The following is a 26,859-nucleotide window of genomic DNA, read 5'->3' on the forward strand; positions in this document are numbered from 1 at the left end:
CTGGATGACGCTCCCCGCCGCCCTGCTCTCCCGCCCGCTCGCATGCCTCGCGCTCCTCGCGGCGGCGGTCCTCGGCTGCGACCGCGCGGGCCGCGCCGCCGGGCCGGCGCCCGCGCCGCCCAGCGCCGCGCAGGCCCCGGCGCCCGAGGGCGCGGCGGTGGCCGCGGACGGCGGGGCGACGCCGGCGGAGCAGGCCGCGGACACCGCGGCTCCTGCTGCGGGGATCGCGCCGCTGCGCGCGGACGCGCCGTTCGTGGAGCTTTCGGTCGACGGGTTCCCGAGCGCTGTGGTGTCGGTGCCGATCGGCGCCACGGCGCGGCGCCCGGTGCTCATCGCCTCGCACGGCAACTACGACCGGCCCGAGTGGCAGTGCCAGGTGTGGCGCGACATCGCGGGAGGCGACGCCTTCATCCTGTGCCCGCGCGGCGTCGCGCGGTCCGACTCGCCGTCGGCGAGCGACGTCCGCTACACGTACGAGAGCAACGCCCGCCTGGAGCAGGAGATCGACGCGGGGCTCGCGGCGCTGCGGGCGCGCTTTCCCGAGTACGTGGACCCCGGCGCGGTGCTCTACACCGGCTTCTCGCTGGGCGCGATCATGGGCTCCGCGATCGCCGCGCGCCGGCCGACGCTCTTCCCGCGCCTCGTGCTGGTCGAGGGCGGACACGACAAGTGGACCCAGGCGACGGCCCGGGCGTTCGCGGACGGCGGCGGGCAGCGCGTCCTCTTCGTCTGCGCGCAGGCCGGGTGCGGCGCCGCGGCGAAGGCGGCGGCCGCGCGCCTCGAGAAGGCGGGCGTGCTCACGCGCGTGGTGCGCAGCAAGGAGGCCGGCCACCGGTACGACGGGCCGGTCGCCGAGGAGACCCGGCGCGCGCTCGCCTGGGCGCTCGAGGGCGACACGCGCTGGTGAGCGGCGCGCACCCGCTGCGGATACGGGCCCATTTCGGCGTTTTCGGTGCTCGGCGCACTGGAGTGCGCCTGCGCGCCGAAAACGCCGATCTGGACCCGTCTCCTGTGCGGGTGCGCGCCGCTCGGCGGCGGTCGGTCTGGTCGGCGGGCGGGCTCTGGGATAGACGGGGACGCCTTGATGACGGCTTGCTCTTTTCCGGAAGCGCGCGCGTGGCGGCGCGGAGGCCTGGGTCGGTCGCTTCGCGCCGCAGCGCTCGCGGCGTCGGGGCTCGCGGCGGCCTGCGGCCCGGGGGAGGAGCCGCCGGGGAGGTCGGCGGCCGCGCAGCCGGCTGCCATCGAGCAGCCGCCGGCCGGCGCGGGGCCGGGCGAGGTGCGCGCCGCGCTCGACGCGGGCGCCGGCGGCGAGGACGAGCCCGCGGCGACCCGGGAGGCGTTGCGGCCCGGGCGCGGCGACAGGCTCGCGAGCATCGCGATGCGCACGTTCGTGTACGCCGCGCCCGAGCGCCGCGCCGCCAAGCTGGGCTACCTGCGGGCCGGCACGGTCGTCGAGCGCGCCGCGGCGCCGTCGGGCGACGCGGGGTGCCCCGGCGGGTGGTACGCCGTGCACCCCCGCGGCTTCGTGTGCGTCGGCAAAGGCGCCTCGCTCGATCTGGACAACGAGATCGTCGCCGCCACGCCGGCCGGCCCGCGCCGGGGGCAGCCGTATCCCTACCGCTACGTCGTCTCGCGGAAGCCGCCGCCGCACCTCTATGTCCACCTGCCGAGCGAGGCGGAGCAGCGGCGCGCCGAGGGGCGCTCGCGCAGCCAGGGCACGCCGGCGTGGTCCCGCCGCGACGAGGCGCTCCTCGGCGAGCCGGAGCCGCTCACGCCCTTCTTCGCGACCCGCCGCGACCTGCCGAAGCCGTTTGGCGCCGCCGAGAAGGTCCGCTTCCCCGCGCACCGCGGGCGCGCGCGGGCCGACTCGGCCTTCGGCCTGATCTCGACGTTCGACTGGACCGGGCGGCGCTTCGGCCTGACGACCGAGCTCGATCTCATCCCGGTCGACCGCACCTCGGCCGTCGTCCCCACGGCGATGCGCGGCGTGGAGGTGAAGACCGAGGGGACCCCCGCGTTCGTCATGCACCACGGGGTCCGCACGCTGAAGCCGGACGCCTCGGGCGAGCTCAGGCCGGACGGGTGGGCGCCGTACCGCTCGGGCTGGGTGCTCACCGGCAAGACGGCCGCCGGCGGCGCCTACGCCGAGACCGACGCGGGCGCGTGGATCGCCGCGTCCGCGCTGCGGGTCGCGCGGCTGGGCCGCGACTTCTGGGGGCACGCGAAGCGCGGCCGGAGGTGGATCGATATCTCGATCGAGCTCCAGACGCTGGTCGCCTACGAGGGCGAGCGCCCCGTCTTCGCGACCCTCGTCTCGACGGGCAAGGGCGAGCTCGGCGATCCGGCGACCACGAGCGCCACCGTGCAAGGCACGTTCTTCATCCGCGAGAAGCACGTGACCGCGACGATGGACGGCGACGATCTCAGCGAGACGTCCGTCGACCTGCGCGACGTGCCCTATGTCCAGTACTTCCACAACAGCTATGCGCTGCACGGCGCCTACTGGCACGACGCGTTCGGCAAGGTGCGGAGCAGCGGCTGCGTGAACCTCGCGCCCACCGACGCCGCGTGGCTGTTCGAGTGGACCCATCCCCCCGTCCCCGAGGGCTGGCACGCCGCGTTCAACGACAAGGGCGGGACGCTCGTGTACATCCACGCTTGACCAGCCCGCTTGCTCACGGAGACGCGCTCGCCAGCGCACCTCGAGACGGCAGCGCCAGGCGGCGACCGACTCCGCGGTAGCCGGCAAGCCGACCGGCGAGCTGATCCAATCCTTTCGCGGGGCGGCGCGCGAGGTCGTGTAATACCGCCGGACCGCGCGCGTCGGCCATGCGCAACCCGGAACGGAAGGTGTCCGAGGGGCGTCACGCGTCTCTCCGTCGTCTCTGGTCCATTGGCCGCCTCGCTCGTCGCCCCCTCGCTGCTCGCCTCATCGAGCTCGAACGCGGCATGAACCTGCTGCGGGGCGTGATCGTCGTCGAACCCCGCAAGTGATCGCACTCGCCCCTGCTGGAGCGGCTTCCATGAAACCACCTCACCTCGCCGGACCGAACGCCCTGCTGATGCTCGTCGCTGCGCTCGCCGGCTGCGCGCCGCGCAGCCTTCCCGCGAGCTTCCCCGCGTCGTCTGCCGCCTCGCCGCAAGCCGGGGAGGCTCCCTCGCCGCGGATCGGCGTCGCCCTCTCGGAGGACCCACCTCTGCCCGGAGAGCCCACCGCAGGCTGGGTCGGGCTCGATCCGGCGCCGGCGCCCGGCGGCGGCGCCGATCCTCACAAGCATCACCACCATCACCACGGCGCCGCGCCGGCCCAGCCGCCGCCGAGCGGCGACGCACCTCCCAGGCCGAAGGAGCCTGCCCATGCGCACTGAACCCCGTCGATCGCGCGCGCTCGCCGCGCGCCTCACGCCGCTCGCGGCGGGCCTCGCGCTCCTCTCCGCGGCCGGCTGCGCCGCCCCCTCGTCGACCGCCGACATCGCGCGGATCCGCGATCTCTCCGGCGTGGAGCTCCCGACGGGCGCGACATCGGATGCGGTCGACCCGGAGCCGGCCGCCGACGCGCGCGCCCTCGGCCAGGCGCCGCGACGGCCGCTCACCGCGGACGCCGCGGTGCGCCTCGCGCTGGCCAACAACCGCGCGCTGCGCGCCGCGCTCAAGGAGGTCGGCGTCGCCCGGGGCAACCTCGAGCAGGCGGGCGCGCTGCCGAACCCGGAGATCGAGATCGAGGTGACGCCGCGGCAGGAGGGGCTCGACCACACGCGCGTCGAGCTCGCGGTCGAGATCGACGTGACCTCGGCGCTCCTGTCGCCGCTCCGCGCGCGGGCGGCGCGCTCGGACCACGAGGCGGCGCGCTACCGCGCGGCCGGCGCCGTCGTCGAGCTCGGCTACCAGGTGCGCGCCGCGTTCTACGCCGCGCAGGCGGCCGAGCAGCGCCTCGGCATCGCGAACCGCGCGCTCGACGCGTTCGCCGCCGCCCGCGACGCCGCCCGCGCCCTCTTCGCGGCGGGCAACGTCCCGGAGCTCGACGTGGCGACCCAGGAGGCCGGCTACGAGGAGGCGCGCATCACGGCCGCGCAGCTCGAGCTGGAGCTGCTCACGCGGCGCGAGCGGCTCCACCGGCTGCTCGGCCTCTCCGGCGCGGCGACCACCTGGACGATCGCCGGCGCGATCCCGGGGGCGCCCGAGGCGCTCGCGACGCCGCCGCGCGCCGAGACGCAGGCCCTGCGGGCGAGCCTCGAGCTCGCGGAGCTGCGCAGCCGGATCGAGGCGGCGGCCGGCCGGGCCGGCGCCCTGCGCGCCGAGGGCTGGGTGCCGGACATGTCGCTCGGCGTGCACGGCGAGCGGGAATTCGGCGCGCGCGACGAGGCGCACGACCCCCCGTGGGTCCTCGGCGCCGGGCTCCGCCTCTCGCTCCCGCTCCTCGATCGGCGGAGCGGCGCCGCGGCCGCGCAGACGGCGGAGTTCGACAGCCTGCTCGAGCGCTACCACGGGCGCGCCGTCGACGTCCGCTCGGCGGCCCGCGAGGCGCGCAACCGGCTCATGTCCGCGCACGCGCGGGCGCGGCATTACGAGCGCGTCCTCCTGCCCGCGCGCAGGCGGGTCGTGGAGCAGACATTGCTGCAGTACAACGCGATGCAGGTCGGCGTCTTCCAGCTGCTCTCGGCGCGCCGCGCGCAGCTCGACGCCGAGCTCGCGGCGGTCGAGGCGCTGCGCGAGCACTGGACGGCGAAGGCTGCGTTCGATGCGCTCCTGGCGGGGCGCCGCGTCGAGGCGGCGGGGGCGGAGGCGCCCGCCGCGATGCCGGGGGCCACGGGCTCCGGCGAAGGAGGGCACTGACATGGACCGACGTTCTTTCATTCACGCAGGCGGCCTGGCCGCCGGCGCCGCCTTGCTCACGCGGGGGCTCGCGCACGCGCAAGAGCGCCCGGACGCGCCGCCCGGCGCGGGCGCCGCGACGCCGCCCGGCGCGGGCGCCGCGACGCCGCCGCCTCGCCGGGTCGCGGCGCCCGGGGGGCAGCCCGCCGTGGTGACGCCGAACGGCAGCACGCTCCCGCTGCGCGTGGTGGACGGCGTGAAGGTCGGCCACCTCGTCGCGGGTCCCCTCGAGCACGAGTTCGCCCCCGGCCTGAAGAGCGAGGTGTGGGGCTACAACGGCAGCACGCCCGGCCCGACCATCGAGGCGGTCGAGGGCGATCGCCTGCGCATCTACGTGACGAACGCGCTGCCCGAGGCCACCACCGTCCACTGGCACGGGCTCGTGCTACCGAATGGCATGGATGGAGTCGCCGGGCTCAACCAGCGCCCGATCCCGCCCGGCGAGACGTATGTTTACGAGTTCGTCGTGCGGTATCCGGGGACGTACATGTATCACTCGCATTTCGACGAGATGACCCAGATCGCGCTGGGCGCGGTGGGGATGTTCGTCGTGCACCCGAAGAGGCCCCGCGGCCCGCGCGTGGACAGGGATTTCGTGCTGATGGCGCACGAGTGGAAGATCAACGCGGGGGCGCGCCGGCCCGACCCGAACGCGATGAGCGACTTCAACGTCCTCACGTTCAACGGCAAGGCGTTCCCCGCGACGGCGCCGCTCCTCGTCGGCCGCGGCGAGCGCGTGCGCATCCGCCTCGGCAACCTCGGCCCGATGGATCACCACCCGATCCACCTGCACGGCCTGTCGTTCCAGGTCACGGCGACCGACGGCGGGTATGTCCCCGAGTCCGCCCAGTACCCGGAGACCACGGTCCTCGTCGCGGTCGGCAGCACGCGGGTCATCGAGTTCGTCCCCGAGGAGCCGGGCGACTGGGCGGTGCACTGCCACATGACCCATCACACGATGATGCAGATGGGCCACGGCCTGCCGAACATGGTCGGCGCCGACACCCGCGCGCTCGATCGCCGGATGAGCCGCGTGATGCCCGACTACATGACGATGGGGACCACGGGGATGGGCGGCATGGGCGAGATGCCCATGCCGGTGCCCGCGAACAGCCTGCCGATGCGCGGCGGGGCCGGGCCGTTCTCGTACATCGACATGGGCGGGATGTTCACGATCCTCAAGGTCCGCGACGCGCCGGACAGGGCGGACCCTTCCGGCTGGTACGCGCACCCGGCCGGCACCGTGGCGGGGCCGGCGACCGCCGAGCGGATGCGCGCGGACGGGATCGACCCGGCTCCGGGAGGCAAGCCGGGCGGGTGAGTCTCTCGAGGTGGCCGGCGGCACAGGGCCGGTGCTTCCTTCCCGTATCAAATCAAGAGGTTCGAAGATCGGGTTGACGGTGCTTCTGTTTGCCTCATAGCGTGAGCCGGCCAGCGCGGCCCGCGGGGGTCGAGCGCTGGTCGGGCGGCGGCGCGGGGGTGGAGCACAGGATGAGTGGATTCGGCCACATCCGTCACGGTATCGGGGCTGTCAGGCCCTACGTGTTCGGCCATCTCGATCTCACGGATTTCGTCAAGCGGGCCTTCGGCGCCGTGGAGCTCGAGCGGCAGCAGATGGGGCCTGACTCCTTTCATGTCGAGCTCCAGATCGACGACTCGGTCGTGGTGCTGGAGACGGGCGAGCCGCGCCCCGCGAACGCCACCGTGGCCTCGATCTACGTCTACGTCGACGACGTCGACGCCGCGTACGCCCGCGCCCTCCAGTTCGGCGCGGTCTCGATCGCGGCGCCCGAGGACAAGCCGTACGACGAGCGCGCCGCGGGCGTGAAGGACTCGTTCGGCAACATCTGGTGGATCTCCACGTACAAGCGCAGCGGCGGCTCGTAGCGGGTCATCGCGCCGGCGGCGCGGGCCTGGCCGTCGCGCCGGGCACACAGGGCGCGGCCCTGCGACCACAGGCGCGCGAAAAATCCTCAATGATTTCGCTGACTCAGAAGCGGTCCGCGCCTTGCTGACTCCAGCGGTGAGACGGGGACGCCCCGGAACACGGAGGAGTGCTTCGATGACGACGACGATGGCTCGACGGTGGATGTTTCTGGCGCTCTGCGCGGCTTCGCTCGCTGGCTGCGGTGAGCGCCACGACGCGCGGCCTCCGGCGGCGGCCGCCGCCGCGAGCCCCGCGGCGACGCAGTGCCCCGAGCCGGCGGTCGCCGTGGCGGCACCGCCCGCGAGCCCGCCGGCTGCGGCGGTGACGGCGCCGGACGCGAGCGTCGCGGTGGGCAAGGCGGGCAAGGCGGGCAGCGAGAAGGGGAGGGGCGCGGCGGAGCTGAAGGTGAAGCGGCTGGTGCTCGCGGAGGGCGTGAAGGACCGCGAGCCGGTGGCGCCGGGGACGATGTTCCGCGCGCCGGAGACGGAGCGGCTCTATGCGTTCCTGGAGATCGAGAATCCGGGCGACGTGGAGGGCGAGGTGACGGTGGCGTTCGTGCCGCCGGGCGGCGGGGCGCCGGTCGGGAACGTGACGCTCGGGGTCGGGCCGTCGCCGCGGTGGCGGACGTGGGCCTTCACGCGCGGGGCGCGCACGGTGGGGGAGTGGACGGCGATCGTGCGGTCGGAGACGGGCGAGGAGCTCGCGCGCGCGCCGTTCGAGGTGACGCTGTAGCCCGGGGCGGCCCAGGCGTGCTCTTCGCGCGTCTGGGCGCGGCCGGCGGCGCCTCGCCCGTCGCGCCCTGTTCGAAGACGTCCTGGTACACCCGGTCGACGTCGAGCGTGCAGCCGAGCGACGAGAGCTCGGCGCGCTCGCCCGGCCCGTGGATCCGGAGCAGCCAGCTCCCGTCCTCCTGCCGCGTGAACACCTCGATCCGCGGCGCCTTCTGCGATTGGTCCTGCGGCGAGAGACCGGTGCGCACCGCGGCTCGTGCCATGGTCCACAGTTTCGCCCAGGAGACGGAGCGCGTCCACGCGCGTCAGGCGGACACGAGCTCGACGAGCGTGATCTCCGGCGGGCAGTTGATGCGGACCGGCAGCCAGCCGCCGGCGCCGGCGTTGACGTGGAGGCGCCGGCCGCGGTGCTCGTAGAGCCCGTTGTGATAGAGCCCGGCGGGCAGCATCGGCGTGAGGGCGTAATCGCCGATCCGGCCCAGCGAGATCTGCCCGCCGTGCGTGTGGCCGGAGAGCATCAGATCGAAGGGCAGCTCGCGGGCGGCGCGGAAGGTGCCCGGGTGGTGGCTGAGCAGGACGCGCGGCGCGCCGTCGTCCCGCATCTGTCCGAGCGCGCGGGCCAGCCCGTCGGCCGTGGGGCGCCGGGCGGGCTCTCCCGGGCGCGCGCGGCTGGGATAGTCGATGGCGCTCATCCACAGGCGATCGCCGCCGAGGCGGACCTCCCGCGCTTCGTCGACGAGCACCTGGGCGCCCGCTTCCTCGATCCCCTTCACGATCGTCGGGATGCTGGCCGACCGCGCGGCGATGTACTCGTGGTTGCCCATGCAGAAGAAGAGCTGTCCCCGGGCGGGGCGCAGGCCCCGGAGCAGCCGCGCGGACAGCTCGAGCTGGGAGACGTGGTGATCGAGCAGGTCGCCGGTGATCACGTGGATGTCGGCGCGGAGGGCGTTCATGGCGTCGCGGAGCTCGTCGAGGCGTTCCGCGTCCATGAAGCTGCCGACGTGCACATCGCTGAGCTGCGCGAGGGTGACGCCGTGCAGGCTCGTCAGCTCGCGCCGCACGGGCAGCGCGACCCTCACCACGACCGGACGCTGCCGCGAGGCGAGCACGCCGCCCATCGACACAGCGACCGCCGCCGCGGGCAGCGCCCAGGTCGCGCCCACGAGGAGCCGGCGGCGGGGCTCGTCGACGATTTCCGGCTCGGTCTTGACGTCCTCTGGAGCGCTGGCGGGCTGGGAGGCTGAGCCCGCCTGAGCGCCTGCACCCGATCGCGCGTTCGTGTCGACCTCGGCGACCGTGACAGCCCCGGCGCTCGGCGCGGGCCGGCCCCGGCGAAGCGCCCCGAAGGCCACGCGCGCAATCGCGGCGATCCCGAGGAGCAGCCCATAGAGGAGCAGGGCCACCTGAGCGCCCAGGGCGATCAGCGACACCGGCTCGGGCAGGTGGCGCTGGAGCGCTCGCAGCCCCGACCAGCTCGCCACGGCCATGAGCACCGCCGGATGCGCCACCAGCAGCAGCCCCGCGGCGCACAGCCCGTTGATCAGCGCTCCGTGCCGCGGGAACGCCGCGCGGAGCCGCCGCCAGACGATCAGGCCGAGGAGCGCGTTGACGAGCGTGACGACGAGGCCGCCGAGCTGGAACACGCGATCGAAAGTAGCATCGCGCGGCTCGTTCGTCCGGCCGCCGGCGCCGGACGGCCGCGCGCCGCGTCGGCGAGGCGCGGCCAGCCCTAGAGTCCAGCGCCGCCGCCTGGCATCTCCGCGGTCACCGGGATCTCCCTCGCTTCGAGCCCCTCGAGCGACTCCTTGCCCGAGAGCGCGCCGAGGCACCTGCGCGCGTGCCGGAGGTAGCCGTTGAAGAACGCGGCGACGTAGCCCGTCGCGATGGCCTGCTGCTCGCGGCGCGAGAGCTCGGCAGGGCCGTCGACCGGCTCGGCGAGGCCGAGCGACGTCGTGTAGCCGAAGTGGCTCGCGCCGGGCAGGGTCACGAGGTGCTTCGGCGCGCGCGCGCGGTCGTAGAGCGTCGCCGGGACGGAGGCGGCGATCGGGTCCGCGGTGCCGTGAACGAGGAGCACCGGTCGAGGCGCGAGCCCGTCGATGGGCGGGGCTCGATCGAGCTCGCCCGCCGGCGCGAGGAGCGCGAGGGCGCGGACGTGGAACGGGCAAGCGGCGTCGAGCGTCAGAGCGAGGGCGGCCTGCGCGCCGAGCCCGTGGCCGAGGAGGCCGACATGATCGAAGTCGGCCAGGAGCGGGCCCCGCGAGCCGGCCCTGAGATGCGAGAGCGCGTCCCGGAGGACCGCGGCGCGGCGCAGCGGCGCGTCGTCCGGGGTGAGCCACGAGAGATCGGGCGCGATGACGGCGAAGCCCCAGCGCGCGAGGTGCGCCATGACACTGGCGAGCTGGCGGTAATCCTGGTCGGTACCGGCAGGCGACCCCGAGGTGACCGCGCTCGTGGGGAGGCGGCGCTCGTGGGCGATCGCGATGACCGGGAACGGGCCTCCCGGCGAGAGCGGCGCCTCCTCGCCGTCCGCCGACGCGGGGTAGTAGAGCAGCGCGGCGCCCCGCGCGGGACAGCGGTAAATGGCGCCCTGGAACGGCCAGGTGTCGGGGTAGCAGGCGTCCGCCGACAGCGAGAGCTCGTCGATGCGCCGGAACCCAGCCCGGTGCGGTCCTGCGCGGAGCTGCGGCGCAGCGCTTGTCGGGCGCGGCGCGGGCGGCGTCGTGGGCTCGGGCGGCTGCGGCGTCGTGGATGCAGGCGGCATCGTGGATGCAGGCGGCATCGTGGATGCAGGCGGCGTCGTGGATGCAGGCGGCGCCGTGGATGCAGGCGGCGCCGTGGATGCAGGCGGGTGCGGCGTCGCCGGCGAGGGAGCCTCCGCCGGGGAAGGGGACCCGCCGCGGGGCACCTCGCGCTGCGACCAGAGCTCGCCGTCGCGCACCAGGTGGACGATTCGCCCTTCGGCGCGCACGGCGAGCTCGATCCGCCCGAGCGGACGGCTCTCGATGACGGACACCGCCTCACACCGGCCCAGATCGGTGGCGAACACCGCCGGCCCGCGGAAGCGCGCGCCGCGGCCTCCGTCGCCGCGACACCACCGCGCGAGCCCCACGCCCGCGAGCGGCGAGAACAGCTCGATCGTGCCCTCTCCGCCGGACGTGCCCCGGAAGAGCGCCGGCGTCCCCCGGATCCCGGAGACCACCTCCTCCGGGCCCTGCCACGCAGCCCCGGCCCCGGGAGAGCGCCGGAACATCAGCAGCCGATCCCCGATGCGCGCGACCACCTCGATGTCGCCCGGCACCCCGGGCGCGCCGGCTCCGCGCTGGATCATCGCGACCGCATCGAACCGCCCGAGCTCCGCGCCGAAGATCGCCGGGCCGCGCCAGCCGAGCTCCGCGGTGTCGTTGTCGCGGTGGTAGTGCGCGATCCCGCCGCTCGCGTGAGGCACCACGAGCTCGAAGTTGCCCCTGCCCCCGAAGCCGCCCTGGATCAGGGCGGGGTCGCCGGCCGCGCCCTCCGCGAAGAAGCGCGGCTCGCTCCACGAGGGCTCGCTCCACGAGGGCTCGCGCGCGCACCAGAGCGCGGCCAGCCGATCCCCGGCGCGCACCACCGCCTCGAGGTGGCCCGGATCGCCGAAGTTGCTCTGGATGAGCGCCACCGCGCCGACCGGGCCGAGATCTCCGGCGAACGTCGCCGCGTGGCGCCACGGCCCGGCGGCCTCCTCGCGGCGGTGGTGCTCGACGCCGAACGGCGCCCCGGCGGCGGGCAGGACGAGCTCGAGCGTGCCGCGCGAGGCGCATTGCAGGAAGAAGCCGCTGGTCGTGGTGGGCATGGCGCTGATGAGATTTTACCGGCGAGGCGCCGTCGCGCCTACCGCAGCATCTCGTCGACCCGCTCCCCGGTCGCCGCGGCGAGCCCCCGGGCGAGCGCGCGCGGGTTCAGCTCGACCGCGATGGCCACCGCGTCCGGCGCGTGCGTGGCGAGCGGCGGCTCCACCGGCGCGTCGAGCCCGAGCAGGTGGCCGAACGAGCCGTGCGCCAGCTCGTCCCACGCCGCGAGCAGCTCCTCCGAGGCCGCCGCTCCGCTCGTCGAGAAATCGCCCGCCACCGCGATCGCGAGCGCGATCCCCTCGCGCGCGCTCGGCCGCGCGGCCGCGCCCACGGCCGTCGCCGCCGCGAGCAGGCCGCGCGCGCCGCGGGCGAGCTCCCCGTCGAACGGCCCCGGCGCGAACGCGCGCGCGGGCGCCGGGCCGAAGCGGGCCGCGAGCGCGCGCAGCGGCCCGTCCGAGAGCGCCGTCGGCGAGCGCTTCAGGCGGCCGAGCGCGTACAGCGACGCGACCCGCGCCGGCCCGCGCTGCGGGCTGCCGCCCTCCTGCACACAGACCACGTCCTCGCCGAGGAGCGCCAGCGCGTGCGGCGCCGTCCCGATGTCGCCCATCACGCGCACGACGTCCGCCCGATCGAGCGCGCGCCGCTCCTTGCCCGTGAGCCGCCGCCGGAAGCGGCGCTCGATCGTCCGCGGATCTCCGCTGTGACGCGCCACGTAGAACCTGGCCTCGCCCGCCGCCCCCGCGTACGACGCGATCGCGGCCTCGCGCACCTGCCGCAGGTCGACGCCGGTCGCGCGGGCGTGCCGGGCCAGGTTCTCCTCCGGCGCCACGAGCGCGATCGAGGGGATGAGCCACGGCACCGCCGCGATCTCGCGGGGCCGGACGAGGATCAACCACCGGAGCCCCGCCTGCGGCAGGAGGCGCGCGAGGTCCGCCGTACCGAGCGGCGTCAGCGGCGGGCTCGTCCGGGCGGGCGGCCGCGGCGCGCCGCCGCACGACGGCAGCGCGAGGCCGAGGACGCAGCCCAGGACGCCTCCGAGCGCGCCGCGACGGTGGAGCCCCCGCCCGGGCGCGTCAGCCAACGACGAGGTAGGCGAAGCGGCGGTTCTTCGAGCCGACGCGGACCAGGTATCGCTTCCCACGCTCGAGCTTGAGCTGCTCGTCCTTCACCACCTCGCCGTCGAGGTGCACCGCGCCGCCCTTCACGAGGCGCCGCGCCGCGGAGGTCGACTCGGCGAGCCCCGCCAGCGCGAGCGCGTTGCCGATGGGGATCGTGTCGCGGTCGCTCGCCACGTGGAGCTCCTCGATGACCTCGGGCAGGCCGCCGGCCGCGACGCTGCGGCGCCGCTCCAGGGCCGCGCGCGCGTCCTCGGCCGAGTGGAAGCGGGTGACGACCTCCTGCGCGAAGAGCTCCTTCACCTCGATGACGCTCTGCTCGCCGCGCCGCACCGCGTCCCGCAGGCGGGCGACCTCCTCGGGCGGGCGCGACGACAGGAGCTCCATGTACCGCCAGACGACCCCGTCATCGACGAGCATCAGCTTCTGCAGCATGTCGAACGGCGGCTCGGTGATGCCGACGTAGTTGTCGGCGCTCTTCGACATCTTGGCGCCGACGACCTTGCCGTCCTCCACGCGGGCGTTCGTGCCCTCGAGGAGCGGCATCGTCATCACCATCTGGGCGCGCTTGCCGTAGCGGGGCATCAGATCGCGCGCCACGAGCAGGTTGAAGAGCTGATCGGTGCCGCCGAGCTCGATGTCGGCCTCGAGCTCGACCGAGTCGTAGGCCTGGAGGAGCGGGTACATGAACTCGTGCACGTAGATGGGCCGCGCCTCCTCGTAGCGCTTCTTGAAGTCGTCGCGCTCGAGCATGCGGGCCACGGTGTACTTCGCGCAGAGCTCGATCATCTGCGTCGGATCGAGCTTGTTCAGCCACTCGGAGTTGTAGCGGACCTCGGTCTTGTCCCGGTCGAGGACCTTGAACGCCTGCGCCTGGTAGGTCTCGGCCGCGGCGACGACCTCCTCGCGCGAGAGCCGCGGGCGCAGCTCGTTCTTGCCGGTCGGATCGCCGACCATCGCCGTGAAGTCGCCGACCACGAAGATGACCGTGTGCCCGAAGTCCTGGAACTCCCGCATCTTCTGCATGACCACCGTGTGGCCGAGGTGGAGGTCGGGGCGGGTCGGGTCGAAGCCGGCCTTGACGCGCAGCGGCTTGCCCTCGCGGAGCCGCTCTTCGAGCTCGGCGCGGACGTGGAGGTCGACGGCACCCTTGCAGAGGATCTCGAGCTGACGTTCGGCGGGGACCATGGGGCCTCGCTTCTACCGCGCAGCGGAACGGCCCGCCAGGGGGGCGAGCGCGCGCCGGAGCGCGCCGCCTCATTCGTCGTCGACGTCATCGACGTCCTGCGCGCGCCCGGGCGCGTCGCCTCATTCGTCGTCGGCGTCGTCGTCGTCGTCGTCGTCGTCGTCGTCGTCGCCCGAGATGGCGTACGCGCGGCTCGCGTTGACGAGCTCCTTGAGCTCCTTGCCGACCTTGAAGAACGGGAGCCGCTTGGCGGGCACGGGCACCGGCTGGCCGGTGCGCGGGTTCCTGCCGCTGTACGGCTTGTACGGCCTGACCGTGAAGCTACCAAACCCGCGGATCTCGATGCCTTCGTTGCGCTGGAGCGCCTGCGTCATCGCGTCGAAGACGCAGTTCACCACGAGCTCGGCTCGAGCTTTGGTGAGCTCGCCCCGCCCCGCGATCGCGTCGATGAGCTCGCTTTTCGTCATGGTCCACCTCCCCCACCCGAGCGGACCGCCGCCGGCGCGCGGCTTGCCGCTTTCCACTGCAAAGCTCCAGGGGCTGCGCCGGTCCAGGAGCCGCATGACAACAGAATCCTATGAAAAGCTCGCATGTTACGGGACTAGCGGTCAACCGAATTCCCGCCCGCGACCGAGACCGCATCGAGCGCGAAAAGGCCTCCGATCGCGGGGCGGTCCGGGCCCCCCGGAGCGCGCTCGGCGGCGGCGGCGGCGGCGGCGGTGGCCTTCCCGCGCGCGAGGGAGAGCTCGATTCCGACGGCGTCCTCGGGGATCGGGTGGGGCGGGAGCTCGGCGCAGGCGAGCGGCGCGCCGGGGTCGTCCGCTGTCGCGGGCTCGACCTGCCAGACGTGGAGCAGGGCGCCGTCGACGACGAGGCGCACCTCGCCCGCGCTGTCGCCCGAGACCGCCACGCGCGGGCTGATCCGGGCGCCGCGGAGCCACGGGGCGGGCAGGCCGACGTGGACGACGGCCTCGCCGCTCGCCGCCGCGTGCACCGCGAGGAGCCGCCCTCCGGACGCGCACGTGTCGCCGGCGTGCTCGGGCAGCGCCCAGGCGCCGCGCTGGGCGCGCGGCGGCCACAGCGACTCGCCCTCGATGAGGTGCTCGCGGGGCGGCGCGGCGTCGAAGGCGAGCGGCGCGATCGAGACCGACGCGAGGCCGCCGCCGTCCGGGATCGCGAAGCCGTAGCGGTAGGCGGGGGGGCGGCCGCGGGCCTCCCAGGCCATCCGGTCGATCGCGTCGCCGCGGTAGCGCAGCACCGCGACGTCGCCCGGGGCGGGGTCGAAGCCGAGGTTGAAGCCGTGGTCCGTGTCGACGAACACGAGGCCGCGCGCGACGCCCGCGCGCGCGACCGCGGCGGGATCGAACATGGGCAGGCCGCCCTCGCGATCACGGAGCGCGGCGTGGTCGAAGCCCGCCCGGAAGGCGAAGCCGGCGAGGGGGAGCGCCGCAGCGAAGAGCGCCGCCGGGAGGAGCGACCCCGCGAAGAGCGCGGCCGGGAGGAGCGACCCCGCGAAGAGCGCGCGCAGTCGTCGCGCGGGGCCGCCGCGCGCTGCCGGCGACCCCGCGCGCTCCGCGAGCGCGGCGCAGGCCATGGCGGCGAGGACGTGCTCGACCGGCAGCACGTCGGCGAAGAAGCGAGCGCCGCCGCCGGGGTAGTTGCCGTCGAAATAGAAGGGCGCGTAGGCGGCGATCTGGAGGAGCGGGGCGGCCGCCAGGGCGCGCGAGCGCGGCCGCCGGAGGGCGAGCGCGGCGCCGGCGATCACGAGCAGCGCCAGCGGCTCGGCGTTGAGCGCGTCGACGAGGTGGAGCTTCAGGCGGCGCAGCGTCGTGCCGGCGGCGGCAAGAAAACCGTATCCTTCCGATAGGTTATGGCGGACGAAGTCGCCGTGCTCGCCGAGGCAGCCGACGCCGGCGCCGAAGCCGTAGCGGAAGCAGCCGAGCGGGCCGTCGGAGACGGCGTAGTAGGCGCTCTGCGACGAGGCGAAGGCGCCCGTCGCGGCGCGCTGGTGCGCGGCGAGCAGCGCGAGGCCGGGGAGGGCGCCGATCGCGAGCGCGGCGGCGAGCCTCCCGAGCCGCGGCGACGGGCGCGGCGCGGGATCGCCGTCGCGAGGGCCGGCCGCGGCGCTGCCCGGCGCGCTGCCCGGCAGCAACACGAAGAGCAGCGCCGCGGCGAGGGCGAGCGCGCTCGGCGGGCGCGTCGCCGCGAGCCAGCCGGCCGCGAGGCCGGCGAGCGCGGCGGCGCCGACGGCCGGATCGAGCCGCCTCCTCGGGGCCCCCGCCGTGGGGATGGCGCGGGCGTGGTCGAGCGCGCGCCGCGCCGACGCGAGCGCGACCGTGAAGCAGAGGGCCGCGAGCCCGTGCGACATCGTGTCGGCCGTGTGGTAGCGGAGCGCGGCGCAGAGCGCCGAGAAGAGCGCGGCGAGGAGCGGCACCAGGGGGATCCGCGCGGCGCTCCCGGCGGGGGTCGGGGCCTCCGGCGCGAACCGCGCGGCGAGGTCGTACGTGGCGATCGTCAGCGCGGCGGCGAGCAGGGGACCGACCGCGAGCGGCGCGCCCGCGAGGAAGCCCAGCGAGAGGAGGGCGGGGTAGCCCGGCGGGAAGATCACCGCGACCTCGCCCGCGCCTTGCTGAGCCGCCGCGCCGCCGCGGACGAGGAAGCGGCCGAGCACAGAGGCCTCGGGCTCGTCGAGGGGCCACGCGAGGTACCCGGCCGCCATGGCGCGCGCCTCGAGCCAGTAGCTCGTCGCGTCGATGATGCGGGGGCCGCCCCGCAGGTAGACCGCGATGTACGCGGCCGAGATCAGCGCCGCGACGAGCGCGAGGGCTGCGGCGACCGCGACGCCGGGGCGCGGGGACGCCTGGCCGGAGCGCGCGACGGCGGGCGAGCGGCCGCGGCGGAGGAGCCAGGCGCCGGCGAGCAGCGCGGCGACCGAGAGCGCGAGCGCGATCCACTGCGCGGGGTCGCGGGGCAGGCCGGCGCGCACGTCACGGCCCGGCGAGCGAGCGCGACTCGGAGCGCGCGGCGCGCTCGAGGACCCAGATGTGGTGATCGATCCACTCGCCCTCGACCGGCGTGAGCGTGAGCGTGAACGTCTCGGGCAGCCCTTCGGGCAGGTCGAGCGACGCCTCGGTCCAGCCCTCGCTCTCGCGGATGGCGAGCTGGCCGAGCTCCCGGCCGTCCGCGGTCGCGCGGATCACGGCGGGGCGGGGCGCGGCGGTGCGGACCACGAGCCTGCCCGGGCCCACGCGCGGGGCGCGCAGGCGGGCCGTCTCGCTCCTGCCGCCCGGGATGACGCGCCCCGCGTCGAAGCGATCGTGCCCGGATCCGTGCGGATCCGGCAGGACGCTGAAGCCGACGAAGCCGGCCTGCGGCTGCGGGAAGGTGTAGCCGTGCGCGCGCTCGCTCACGAGGTCGGCGACGTCGAGCTCGTCGAGGACCTGCTCGCCCGCGCGCATCGACGCGGGCGGCTCGCCGTGCGCGAGCGGGCTCCAGTCGGCCTGGTAGATGACCTTCTCGGCGCCGCCGCAGATGACGTTCCCGACGACGGGGATCCCGACGATCCGCTTGCCGAAGATGGCCGGGAGCTCGCCCCACCAGGTCGGGTAGATGGCCAGCGCGTCGGGGCGGTCCTCGGCGGGGATGCGCTCGATGAGCTCCAGCGACGCGCCGAGGCCGTGGACGCCCGCGCGCGCGAACGGGAGGTCGTGGTAGCCGCCGAGCCCGATGAGGTCGAGCCCGGGCCGGTCCGACGCGTAGAGGAGCGCGCCCGCGTCGCCGACGAGGACACGGCGCACGTCGAGCTGGGCGAGGACCTTGCCGGCGACGAGGTGCTGATCGCGGATGTTGCGGCTGGCGCGGCCGAAGAACCAGATCTGGTCGCGCATCCTGGGCAGCTGGTGGACCCAGAAGAGCGCGGCGAGGGCGAGGGCGAGCGCGACGCGCGCGCCCCAGAGGCCGCGGGCCGGGCGGGTCATTTCGCCCGTTTCGCCGCTCGGCGCGGTCCACGCGGCCCGCGCGACGAGCAGCGCGAGCCCCATCGCCGCGAGCACAAGCAGCCAGGCGACCGATGGCATGGTGTAGCGCTCGTTCTGCCAGCGCACCTGGCCGTTCAGGGCCACCAGCGCGAGCCAGCCGGCGACCTGGACCCAGAGCAACGCCGCGATCCCGCGCGTCCTGCGCGAGGCGAGGGGGACGAGCGCGAGGGCGGGGACGATCCACCCCCAGGGCAGGGCGTCCGAGAAGTGGTGGTTTGTGTTGCGGCCGATGACGTAGCTGACGAGGGACACGTAGGTGTCCCACTTCTCCTGCGACGTCATGTACGGGTTGTTCAGCGCGAGCTTGGCGATGGCGCCGCTCGCCGCCCACTCGCCGGTGAACACGCGGTTGGCGACCGCCTGGGCGACGCACACGATCGCGCCGGGCACCGACGTCCGGAGCAGGGTCGCGATCGCGGCGCGCGCGCCGTGGGCCCGCCCCACGGCCACGGCCGCGTAAACGCCCAGGGCCGCGACGCAGACGACCGACTCCGGCCGGGTGGCGTAGAGGAGCGCGCCGGCGAGGCCCGCGGCCCAGCCGAGGTGGGCGAGGCGCGCCGGCGGCGCCGCGGCCCGCTCTCCAGCGCGGGCCGGCCCGCGCGGCGCGCCGGCCGCGCGGGCGACCGAGAGCGCGGCGAGGGTGGCGAGGGCCCAGACGCCGAGGTGAAAGGCGTTCTCCATCCCGCTGAACAGCGACCAGTCGAGCGCGCCGATGGAGAGCGCCACGGGCGGCAGCAGGTACTTCGCCCAGCGCCCGATCGGCTCGAGGAGCCGCGCGCCGACGAGCAGGAAGCCGAGGGTCGAGACGCACGCGACGATCGCCGCCCATTGCATGAGCAGGAGGCCGCGGAAGCCGATGAAGTAGCCGAACGCGAGGACGAACGGATAGCTCAGGCTGGTGTTCCCGCTCGAGAAGCCGTTGCCTTCGGACCACTCGAACGGGTACCCGCGCGCCGTGGCGCGGGCGTAGTCGAAGTGGATGAAGACATCGTCGAGCGGCGCCGACCACATGCCGCCCGTCTGCTGGTGCATCGCGCTGTAGAACGCGACGGCGGCGTAGAGCACGCACGCGCCCGCATAGACGGCGAACACGACCGGATCGATGCGCGGCCAGGCGGCGACCACGCGATCGAGCCGGCCGGGGGGCGTTGCCGGGCCGGCGCCCTGCGAGGCCGCGGCCTCCGTTCCGCCGGGGGAGTCGCTGCTCGGCCGGGGCGGAGGCGCAGCTCCTCCGGGCGGCGCGGAGGGCACGGGGTCGGCGCTGGACGGTGACACGCGGCTCTTTTACACGACTTTCGCGCGACCCGAGCCTGCGGAGCCCCGTCCGTAAGGGGAGCCGGCCCCGGCCGCAGCCGTCCAGCATCCCCGACCGTCGAACGGGCGCTCTGTTTTTTTGTGCTGGTTCCTGCCAGCAGGTGCTGAGAGACGCGCCCGCTCGCGGTTGTGGCGCGGACCGGGCGACCTGAGCCTTGGCTGTCCGTGTAGGATCTGTCCGTGGACCGACACCCGAGGGGGCCCATGGCTGCGCCGGCGCCGCGATCCCGTCTATTTCCCCTGCTGTTCGTCTGGATCCTGCTCGCCGCCTGCGGGCCGGGCGCGCCCACGGCGCCGCAGGGGGCCGGGCGCCCGAAGACGGTGGATCTTTCGCTGCCCGCCGCCGCCGCGCCGCTCGACGTCGCGGCGGCGGATCCGGAGCCCGATGCCAGCACCGCCGTCCCCGTCACTCGCGCGGATCCGTGGTGGGGCGAGCCGCTCGCGCCGGTCACCCTGGTGGTGTGGGGCGACTACGAGTGCCCCTTCACCTCCAGGCACATGGCGACGCTGGAGCAGCTGAAGCAGGCCTACGGGCCCGATCGGCTGCGCGTCGTCTGGAAGCACTTCCCGCTGCCGTTCCACAAGAACGCGCGCCCGGCGCACCTCGCGGCCGAGACGGTGTTCCGGCTCGGCGGGCCCGAGGCGTTCTGGAAGTTCCACGCGATCGCCTTCGCCAACCAGCGCGCGCTCGCGCCGGAGTCCTTCGAGGCGTGGGCCGCCGAGGCGGGCGTCGACCGCGCGGCGTTCCGCGCGTCGTTCGAGCAGCAGCGGCACGCGCCGAAGATCGAGCAGGACATCCAGGCGGGCCGGGAGGTGGGCGTCTCGGGGACGCCCGCGACCTTCGTCAACGGGATGTTCGTCAGCGGGGCGCAGCCCATCGACAAGCTCCGGCCCCTCCTCGACGAGCAGCTCCGAGCGGCCGAGGATCTCCGGCGGTCCGGCGTCCCGCGGGAGCGCATCTACGCCGCCCTGTCCGAGCAGAACAAGGAGCGCGCCCCGGCCCCGGGACCGCCCTTGCCCCCGGACGCCGAGGACACGACCGTGTGGAAGGTGCCTGTCGACGGATCGCCGATCCGGGGCAACCCGAACGCGCCGGTCACGCTGGTCATGTTCTTCAACTTCCAGTGTCCGTTCAGCCGCAAGGTCGCCCCGACCCTCGACGGGCTCATGAAGAAGTATGGCGACCAGCTGCGCGTGGTCTTCAAGCACCGGCCGCTCCCCTTCCACCTCCGGGCCGAGCCCGCCGCGGAGCTCGCGCTCGAGGCGAAGGCGCAGCGGGGCGACGCGGCGTTCTGGAAGGCGTACGATCTCTTGCGGGAGGGGCCCCTCGAGGACGCGGACCTCGCGGCGCACGCGAAGTCGCTGGGCCTCGACGTGGCGCGCGCGCAGAAGGCCATCACCGCTCGGCGCCACGCGGCGCGCGTCGAGCGCGATGTGCGCCTCGCCGACGAGCTCGAGGCGAACGGCACGCCCCATTTCTTCATCAACGGCAGGCGGATCGTCGGCGCCCAGCCGGCAGAGAAGTTCGAGTCCCTCATCGAGGTGCAGATCGTGCGCGCGCGGAGGCTCGTCGCCGCGGGCACGCCGCGCGCGAAGGTCTACGACGCGCTGCAGAAGGACGCGAAGGCTGGCAACCCCCCCGAGCGCATCCTCGCCCCTGCGCCCACCCAGGACAACCCCGGCAAGGGGGCGAAGCCTGGCGCGCAGGTGACCCTCCAGATGTTCGCCGACTTCCAGTGCCCGTTCTGCAAGCGCGTCCAGCCGACGATCGACGAGATCATCGCCGCCTATCCGGGCAAGGTCCGCGTCGTCTTCCGGCACCTGCCGCTCCCCTTTCACAAGCTCGCGCCCCTCGCCGCCGAGGCGTCCATCGAGGCGTTCCGTCAGAAGGGCGACGCCGGCTTCTGGGCGCTGGCGCAGCGCCTCTGGGAGGATCAGTCCGAGAGCGGGCTCGGCCGCGCGGCGCTCGAGCGCCACGCGGCCGCGATCGGCCTCGACGTGGCGAAGCTCCGCGCCGCGCTCGACTCGGGAGCGCACCGGGCGGCGGTCGAGGCGGACCGGAAGCTCGCCGAGCGCCTGCACATCACGGGCGCGCCGTCCTTCGCCATCAACGACTACTTCCTGGGCGGCGCGCAGGGGACCGCGCGTTTCCGGCGGCTCGTGGACCTCGCGCTCGGCCCGCACGTGCCCCCCACGATGGAGTCGCTGCACGGCGCCAGCAAGCCCGCGACCCAGCCCGCCGCGGCCCAGCCGTCCGCGGCGCCCGGCCTGATGGGGGCCAAGCACCTCGTCATCATGTATGCGGGCTCACTGCGTGTCCCGAAGCATGTCGTTCGCACGCGGGACGAGGCGCGCGCGCTCGCCGAGGAGGTGCTCGAGAAAGCGCGGCAGGGGGCGAGGTTCGAGGACCTCGTGGCCCAGCACAGCGACGAGCCGGGGGCCGCGGCGCGCGGCGGCGATCTCGGCAAGTTCCGGAAGGGGAGCATGGTGCTCGAGTTCGAGCAGGCGCTGGAGAAGGTCGCTGTCGGCGCGCTGAGCGGGGTGGTGGAGACGCAGTTCGGCTTCCATCTCATCCTGCGGACGCACTAGCGAGCGTGCGCACGCCCTGCGAGGGTGGATCAGCGCGCGAGTGGATATGCAGAGTCGAGCATCACAGAGCGTCCCTGGGCCGGGATGGCCGTCCACCTCGTGATCGGGCCGGCTTACATGTTCAGATGACCCCACCACCCGCGGGCGTGACAGCGGGGATCTCCTGCCTCTACAGGAATACCGGGCGGCCGTTCAGTGCCTGAGCGGGTGCGTCTGCGGCGCCTCGCCGCGCGCGGGGATTTCAGGACAGGCCCGATTCTCCTCGCCGGTCCAGGGTTGAGAAGTTTTCGGGTCCTCCGCCAAAGGCGCCCGTGTGCTCTCCGTGTGGCCAGCGCGTTGACCCATCTCGTGAGCGTCTAGTAGAAAGATCGTCGCGCCACAGCGCGCGACCCGGTCGGCGCCAGCGCGGATGGGAACCGCAAACGATGCGTTGGTTCGTCGAGATCTCGTCACTAGGGCAGAACGCACCGCCGACCAGGAAGGTGTGCGTCGAGGCCCCGCAGTGGCAGCCCGCGCTGCAGAAGGCCCGGGCGTTCCGCGGCGATGGCGGGCCGCTCAACAATTTCTCCGTGGACCTGCTGGAGAGCGGCTACCGAGCGATCGACCCGACGGCGCGCGTGCGGTACGTCGTGCAGCGCGCGCCGGACGACGAGGCGCTGACGGACGGGCTGGACGATCCGGCGGGCGCGCCTCCGGCCGGGGCAGCGTCTCCCACGCCCGCCGATCCGGGGGCGCGTCCGCCGTGGAAGCGTCCGACGGCGGCCACGGTCCCGTACATCTCGATGGGGACCGCGCTCCTCGTGCCGGAGCCGGCGGGCGCGGCGGCGAAAGGCGGAGGGGCCGCGCCGGAGCGGGACGCCGCGCCGGAGCGGGACGCCGCGCCGGAGCCGGCCCCGAGCGCGCTGCCTCCGTTCGAGCTCGTGTCGCAGCGCGAGGAGAACCCGTCCGAGCGCTCACCGCTCACGTACCGAGAGCTCGTCTATGCGGTCCCGACGGGTACTCCGCGCGATCTCGTGAACGCGCTGCTGCTCGACCGGCTCGAGAAGGCACGGCAGCTCATCGACGACGCGCGCCCGGGCAAGTTCATCCATCTCGCCGTGTTCGATCACGCCTTCCGCGGCCGGCCTCAGCGCAGCCCGCTCGCGACGCTCGCCTGGAAGGACTGGCGCTCGGCGGAGCCCGAGATCCAGTTCCGCCCGCGCACCGGCGCCACCACACCGCCGCCGGCCGCCGCGCCGCCGGCCGATGGCTCGCTGCTGGCGGCTGCGCCGCTGGCCGATGGCTCGCTCTCGGTCAACGGTTCGCCTCCGGCGGCGGCGCCACCGGCCGATGCGTCGCCTTCTGCGGTCGCGCCTCCGGTCGCCACGCCGGCGGCGGCGCCACCGGCCGACGCGTCGCCTTCTGCGGTCGCGCCTCCGGTCGCCACGCCGGCGGCGGCGCCACCGGCCGATGCGTCGCCTTCTGCCGTCGCGCCTCCGGCCGCCACGCCGGCGGCGGCGCCACCGGCCGACGCGTCGCCTTCTGCGGTCGCGCCTCCGGCCGCCACGCCGGCGGCGGCGCCACCGGCCGACGCGTCGCCTTCTGCCGTCGCGCCTCCTCCCGCCGCGCCGCCGGTCGCCACGCCTCCGGCCGACCCGTCGCCTTCTGCCGTCGCGCCGTCCGAGGAGCCGAGCGGGCTGCCTCGTCCCGAGGCCGCTCCGGCGTCGGCCGCGATCCCCGTCCCCGCGCCGAGCCAGCCGCCGCGGAGGCGCTCCTCCTTCCCGCCCAGGAGCGGGCGCCTCTCCGGCGACGACCTCATCGCCGAGCTGTTCGAGGCGTGCAGCGACCTGCACTTCCTCCAGGACACGCTCGCGGGCGCCGACTTCATCCTCGCCCTCACGCTCGACAAGATCCCGTGCGCCCTCGGGCTCGTGTCCATGTTCGACATCAACCGGCGCGAGTTCGTCGTCGTCCGGCAGTACGGCGGCAAGAACGCGCTCCTCGCCAGGGTGTCCGAGCGGTCGCCGCTCGCGCTGGCCGCCATGCGGGCCAGGCGCGCCGTCGTGGTGCCCGACGCGTCCAGCGACGAGCGCGTCATGGACGACCGGTGGAAGGCGATCGGCGTCGAGCCCCGGAGCGTCATCTGCGCGCCGGTGGAGATCGCGGGCCGCTACCTCGGCCTCCTCGAGATCGGCAACCCGCTCGACGGCAAGCCGTTCTCCGAGAGCGACGGCAACGCGCTCACCTACATCGGCCAGCAGTTCGCCGAGTTCGTCGGGGCGCGCGGCGTGGTCCTCGACCCCGGCCTCGTGACCGCGGGGGCGAAGAAGGCCGCCCGCTAGCGGAGCTCAGCGATGGACCTCCTCCCCTCGGCCGGGCAGCGCCATCGCGTCCCGTACTTCGCCCTCGTCCCCGCCATCGTCGTCGCCGTGCTCGTCCTCGGCGGGATCGCCCTGCGCACCACGCTGCAGATCGAGAAGGCCCGCCAGCAGACCGTCTTCGACGCGACGCTCACCCTCGCCGACGAGCGCGTCGACCGGCTCGACAAGCTGATCATCGCCCAGGACAACGTCGTCGCCGCGCACGTCGACGTGGCGAACCTCTCGGTCATCGCGCGGAGGTGGCTCCCCACCGCGGCCCGCGAGACGCCGACCGTGCGCGCCATCCTGGTCCTCGACATGGACCACGAGGCCCACGACGTGCTCGCGTTCGCCTCGCGCGGCGCGTCCGGCCGGGAGGACGACGCCTTCCGCAAGCTCCTGCTCGCGCGCCTCGTGCCGCAGATGAACTTCTCCGGCGACGCGACCGAGCTGCGCCACCTCCACCACGTCATCAACCAGCAGAGCTTGCTCGTGAGCTACTGGCAGCGCGAGCACCTCGGGCGCCGGTACCTCGTGGTCGCCTGGCACGAGGTGCCGCGCCTGGTCCACGAGGTGATGCCCCGGCTCTTCCGCGACCTCGATCGAGAGAAGAGCCGGATGAACGTCATCGACGAGGAGGGCCGCATCGTGTTCGGCCCGCCCATCATCGGCGGCGAGTTCACGGTCGGGCGCCCGTTCCCCACCACGCTCTACAACTGGCGCCTCCAGATGGCGCTCACCACGGCCGAGGAGCTCGGCGAGAAGGTGGAGCGGCAGCGCCTGATCGAGATCCTGATGGTCGGCTTCTCCGCCTTGGTCGCCCTGGCCGGGCTCGCGATCGTGGTGCTCGCCTCCGTGAACGAGCGGCGGCTCGCGGCGCTGAAGAGCGACTTCGTCGCGAACGTGTCCCACGAGCTCAAGACGCCGCTCTCGCTGGTCCGCATGTTCGGCGAGCTCCTCCTCGGCGACCGCGTCCCCAACGACGAGAAGCGCCGCCAGTACCTGCAGATCATCGTGAGCGAGAGCGAGCGGCTCACCGCGCTCATCGAGAACGTCCTCGATTTCGCGCGGGTCGAGCGGGGCAAGGCCGCCTACGAGTTCGCGCGCGGGAGCGTCGCCGAGGTGGCGGCGCGCGTCGTCGACATGTACCGCTACCGCGCCGAGCGCGAGGAGATGACCGTGGAGCTGACGATCGCCGAAGGGCTGCCCGAGGCGCTCATCGACGCGCGCGCGCTCGAGCTCGCCGTCGTGAACCTGCTCGACAACGCGCTCAAGTACGCGAAGGACGGCGGCCGCGTCGCCGTCGCGGTCGAGGTCGAGGGCGGGGGGGGCGGGCGCCTCGCCGCGCTGACGCGCCAGGCGAGGCGCGTCGCCATCCGGGTGAGCGACCGGGGGCCCGGCATCGATCCGGACGAGCAGAAGCACATCTTCGAGCGCTTCGCGCGCGGGCGGCGGGCGAGCGAGCGGCAGGTGCGCGGCAGCGGGATCGGGCTCGCGCTCGTGAAGCACATCGCCGAGAGCCACGGCGGCGCCGTGCGGGTCGAGAGCCCGCTCACGGAGGACGGACGCGGCAGCGCCTTCGTGGTGTCGCTCCCCGCGCTGGAGCACGACCGCGAGGCGCCGGAGCGGGCCGAGCCGCTCGCGGCCGACGCCGCGCCGGGCGCGGGGGCGACGTGAGGGCGCGCGGGCGTGGCGGGAGCGGCGAGGCGGCCCCCCGGCGGAGCGAGGCGGCTCCCCCGCGGAGCGAGGCGGCTCCCCGGCGGAGCGAGGCGGCCCCCCGGCGGAGCGAGGCGGCCCCCCGGCGGGACGCCGCGCGGAGCGCCGCCCTGCACGCGGCGCTCGACGAGGTGCGCGCGCGGTGCGCCGTCGAGGAGCGCCGCGCGCAGGACCCGGTCTCCTTCGTTCACCGCTACACGGATCCGGCCGATCAGGAGCTCGTGGCGCTCATCGCCGCGTCGCTCGCCTTCGGCAACGTGAAGGCCCTGCGCGCCAAGATCGGCGAGGCGCTCGAGCGGCTCGGGCCGCAGATCGCCCTCATCGCGGACGATGCCCGGGCCGTCTCGGCGCGCCTGCGCGGCTTCCGGCACCGCGTTTACCGCGACCGCGATCTCGCGGAGCTCCTCGTCGGCGCGCGGCGGGTGCAGCGCGCCTCGGGCTCGCTCGGCGCCGCCTTCGCGGCCGAGCTCTCGCGCAGCCGCGACCTGCGCCAGGCCCTCGGCGCGTGGGTGCGCGCGATCCGGCGCGCGGGCGGCCTCGACCGGCGCCCCGACGACCGCGGAGCGGCGCACATCCTCCCCGACCCCGAGAAGGGCAGCGCCACAAAGCGGCTCATGCTCCTGCTGCGGTGGATGATCCGCCCCGCCGACGGCGTGGACCTCGGTCTGTGGCCGGTGCCCCCGTCCGCCCTCCTGATCCCCGTCGACACCCACATCCAGAAGCTCGGCTACAACATCGGCCTCACCGACCGCAGGGGAGCCACCTGGAGAACGGCCGAGGAGATCACCGCCTCCCTACGCGCCTTCGATCCGGCCGACCCGGTCAAGTACGATTTCGCCCTCTGCCATCTCGGCATGCTCCAGCAGTGCCCGTCGCGGCGCGATCCGGTCCGATGTCAGGGGTGCGGCGTGAAGCCCGTCTGCCGCCACTGGGACGGGTGAGCACGCCGTGCACAGTCGTTTCGTCCGGGACAGCCGTCGACGTTGCGAGATAACGTCGCGGAATCCTTCGGAATTGCACACGATTTCAGTTTTGATTTGCAAGGGTGCAATGGCGGCGAGATCCTTGCGCGACAACTATCTGAAATCTGGCGTCCGACAGGTCGGCACGGAGTCTGCACTACGGGTGGACGAGCGCCGTCGCGGAGACCTTCCCCCCCCAGGTCCGCGAGGCGCTTTTTTCATTTTGTTTCCAGCGGGCGCCAGA

At 74.6% G+C, this 26,859-nt stretch carries 18 protein-coding genes; 11 read left to right on the forward strand and 7 right to left on the reverse strand.

All coding sequences use genetic code 11. The annotated features are described in order from the left end of the window. Window positions 1-4: 4 nt before the first annotated feature. The 7 genes from WMF36_RS02835 to WMF36_RS02865 all read left to right on the forward strand — a co-directional run bounded on the left by WMF36_RS02835 (window position 5) and on the right by WMF36_RS02865 (window position 7,531). Entirely contained in the window at window positions 5-907 is a 903-nt protein-coding gene (locus tag WMF36_RS02835) for a hypothetical protein (protein ID WP_437578024.1), read from the forward strand. A gap of 177 nt (window positions 908-1,084) precedes the next feature. Then, window positions 1,085-2,662: a L,D-transpeptidase gene (locus WMF36_RS02840; RefSeq protein ID WP_437578025.1), complete on the forward strand. Its 1,578-nt coding sequence runs from the start codon at window positions 1,085-1,087 to the stop codon at window positions 2,660-2,662. A 361-nt stretch (window positions 2,663-3,023) separates the two neighbouring features. Continuing rightward, a complete protein-coding gene (locus WMF36_RS02845) occupies window positions 3,024-3,368 on the forward strand; it encodes a hypothetical protein (RefSeq protein WP_437578026.1) in 345 nt (114 codons plus the stop codon). Further along, the gene (locus WMF36_RS02850) at window positions 3,358-4,833 is read left to right on the forward strand and encodes a TolC family protein (RefSeq protein WP_437578028.1); all 1,476 of its coding nucleotides are present in this window, start codon (window positions 3,358-3,360) and stop codon (window positions 4,831-4,833) included. Before WMF36_RS02845 ends, WMF36_RS02850 begins: the two co-directional genes overlap by 11 nt. 1 nt (window position 4,834) lies before the next feature. Next, entirely contained in the window at window positions 4,835-6,193 is a 1,359-nt protein-coding gene (locus WMF36_RS02855; protein WP_437578029.1) for a multicopper oxidase family protein, read from the forward strand. A gap of 170 nt (window positions 6,194-6,363) precedes the next feature. After that, window positions 6,364-6,759 (forward strand): VOC family protein, encoded by a 396-nt coding sequence (locus WMF36_RS02860; protein ID WP_437578030.1) that lies wholly within the window; start codon window positions 6,364-6,366, stop codon window positions 6,757-6,759. 175 nt (window positions 6,760-6,934) lie between these two features. Then, the gene (locus WMF36_RS02865) at window positions 6,935-7,531 is read left to right on the forward strand and encodes a DUF2914 domain-containing protein (protein WP_437486237.1); all 597 of its coding nucleotides are present in this window, start codon (window positions 6,935-6,937) and stop codon (window positions 7,529-7,531) included. Window positions 7,532-7,835: 304 nt separating this feature from the next. On the opposite strand, the gene WMF36_RS02870 is transcribed toward WMF36_RS02865, so the two are convergent. The 7 genes from WMF36_RS02870 to WMF36_RS02900 form a co-directional block, all read right to left on the reverse strand. Continuing rightward, on the reverse strand, window positions 7,836-9,173 hold the full coding sequence (locus tag WMF36_RS02870) for a metallophosphoesterase (RefSeq protein WP_437578031.1): 1,338 nt from the start codon (window positions 9,171-9,173) through the stop codon (window positions 7,836-7,838). Window positions 9,174-9,259: 86 nt separating this feature from the next. Continuing rightward, a complete protein-coding gene (locus tag WMF36_RS02875) occupies window positions 9,260-11,359 on the reverse strand; it encodes an alpha/beta hydrolase (RefSeq protein WP_437578032.1) in 2,100 nt (699 codons plus the stop codon). Between the two features lie 38 nt (window positions 11,360-11,397). Continuing rightward, entirely contained in the window at window positions 11,398-12,438 is a 1,041-nt protein-coding gene (locus tag WMF36_RS02880) for a hypothetical protein (protein WP_437578033.1), read from the reverse strand. Further along, on the reverse strand, window positions 12,431-13,660 hold the full coding sequence (gene tyrS, locus WMF36_RS02885; protein WP_437578034.1) for a tyrosine--tRNA ligase: 1,230 nt from the start codon (window positions 13,658-13,660) through the stop codon (window positions 12,431-12,433). The genes WMF36_RS02880 and tyrS overlap by 8 nt, the downstream gene beginning before the upstream one ends. A 120-nt stretch (window positions 13,661-13,780) precedes the next feature. Continuing rightward, window positions 13,781-14,125: an HU family DNA-binding protein gene (locus tag WMF36_RS02890; RefSeq protein WP_437578036.1), complete on the reverse strand. Its 345-nt coding sequence runs from the start codon at window positions 14,123-14,125 to the stop codon at window positions 13,781-13,783. 134 nt (window positions 14,126-14,259) lie between these two features. Beyond that, window positions 14,260-16,644, reverse strand: a complete 2,385-nt coding sequence (locus WMF36_RS02895; protein WP_437578037.1) for a hypothetical protein — start codon at window positions 16,642-16,644, stop codon at window positions 14,260-14,262. 1 nt (window position 16,645) lies between these two features. Beyond that, window positions 16,646-18,970 carry a hypothetical protein gene (locus tag WMF36_RS02900; RefSeq protein WP_437578038.1) on the reverse strand — a complete coding sequence of 775 codons (2,325 nt, stop codon included), beginning with the start codon at window positions 18,968-18,970 and terminating at the stop codon, window positions 16,646-16,648. A 243-nt stretch (window positions 18,971-19,213) separates the two neighbouring features. Here WMF36_RS02900 and WMF36_RS02905 point away from each other — a divergent pair, with 243 nt between their 5' ends. The 4 genes from WMF36_RS02905 to WMF36_RS02920 all read left to right on the forward strand — a co-directional run bounded on the left by WMF36_RS02905 (window position 19,214) and on the right by WMF36_RS02920 (window position 26,594). After that, a complete protein-coding gene (locus WMF36_RS02905) occupies window positions 19,214-21,598 on the forward strand; it encodes a thioredoxin domain-containing protein (RefSeq protein ID WP_437578039.1) in 2,385 nt (794 codons plus the stop codon). 482 nt (window positions 21,599-22,080) lie between these two features. After that, on the forward strand, window positions 22,081-23,919 hold the full coding sequence (locus WMF36_RS02910; protein WP_437578040.1) for a GAF domain-containing protein: 1,839 nt from the start codon (window positions 22,081-22,083) through the stop codon (window positions 23,917-23,919). A 12-nt stretch (window positions 23,920-23,931) separates the two neighbouring features. After that, window positions 23,932-25,614, forward strand: coding sequence for a sensor histidine kinase (locus tag WMF36_RS02915; RefSeq protein ID WP_437578042.1), 1,683 nt, complete (start codon window positions 23,932-23,934; stop codon window positions 25,612-25,614). After that, a complete protein-coding gene (locus WMF36_RS02920) occupies window positions 25,611-26,594 on the forward strand; it encodes a TIGR02757 family protein (RefSeq protein WP_437578043.1) in 984 nt (327 codons plus the stop codon). Before WMF36_RS02915 ends, WMF36_RS02920 begins: the two co-directional genes overlap by 4 nt. Window positions 26,595-26,859 lie beyond the last annotated feature (265 nt).

The organism is Sorangium sp. So ce887 (assembly GCF_051521455.1).
GTDB lineage: Bacteria > Myxococcota_A > Polyangia > Polyangiales > Polyangiaceae > Sorangium.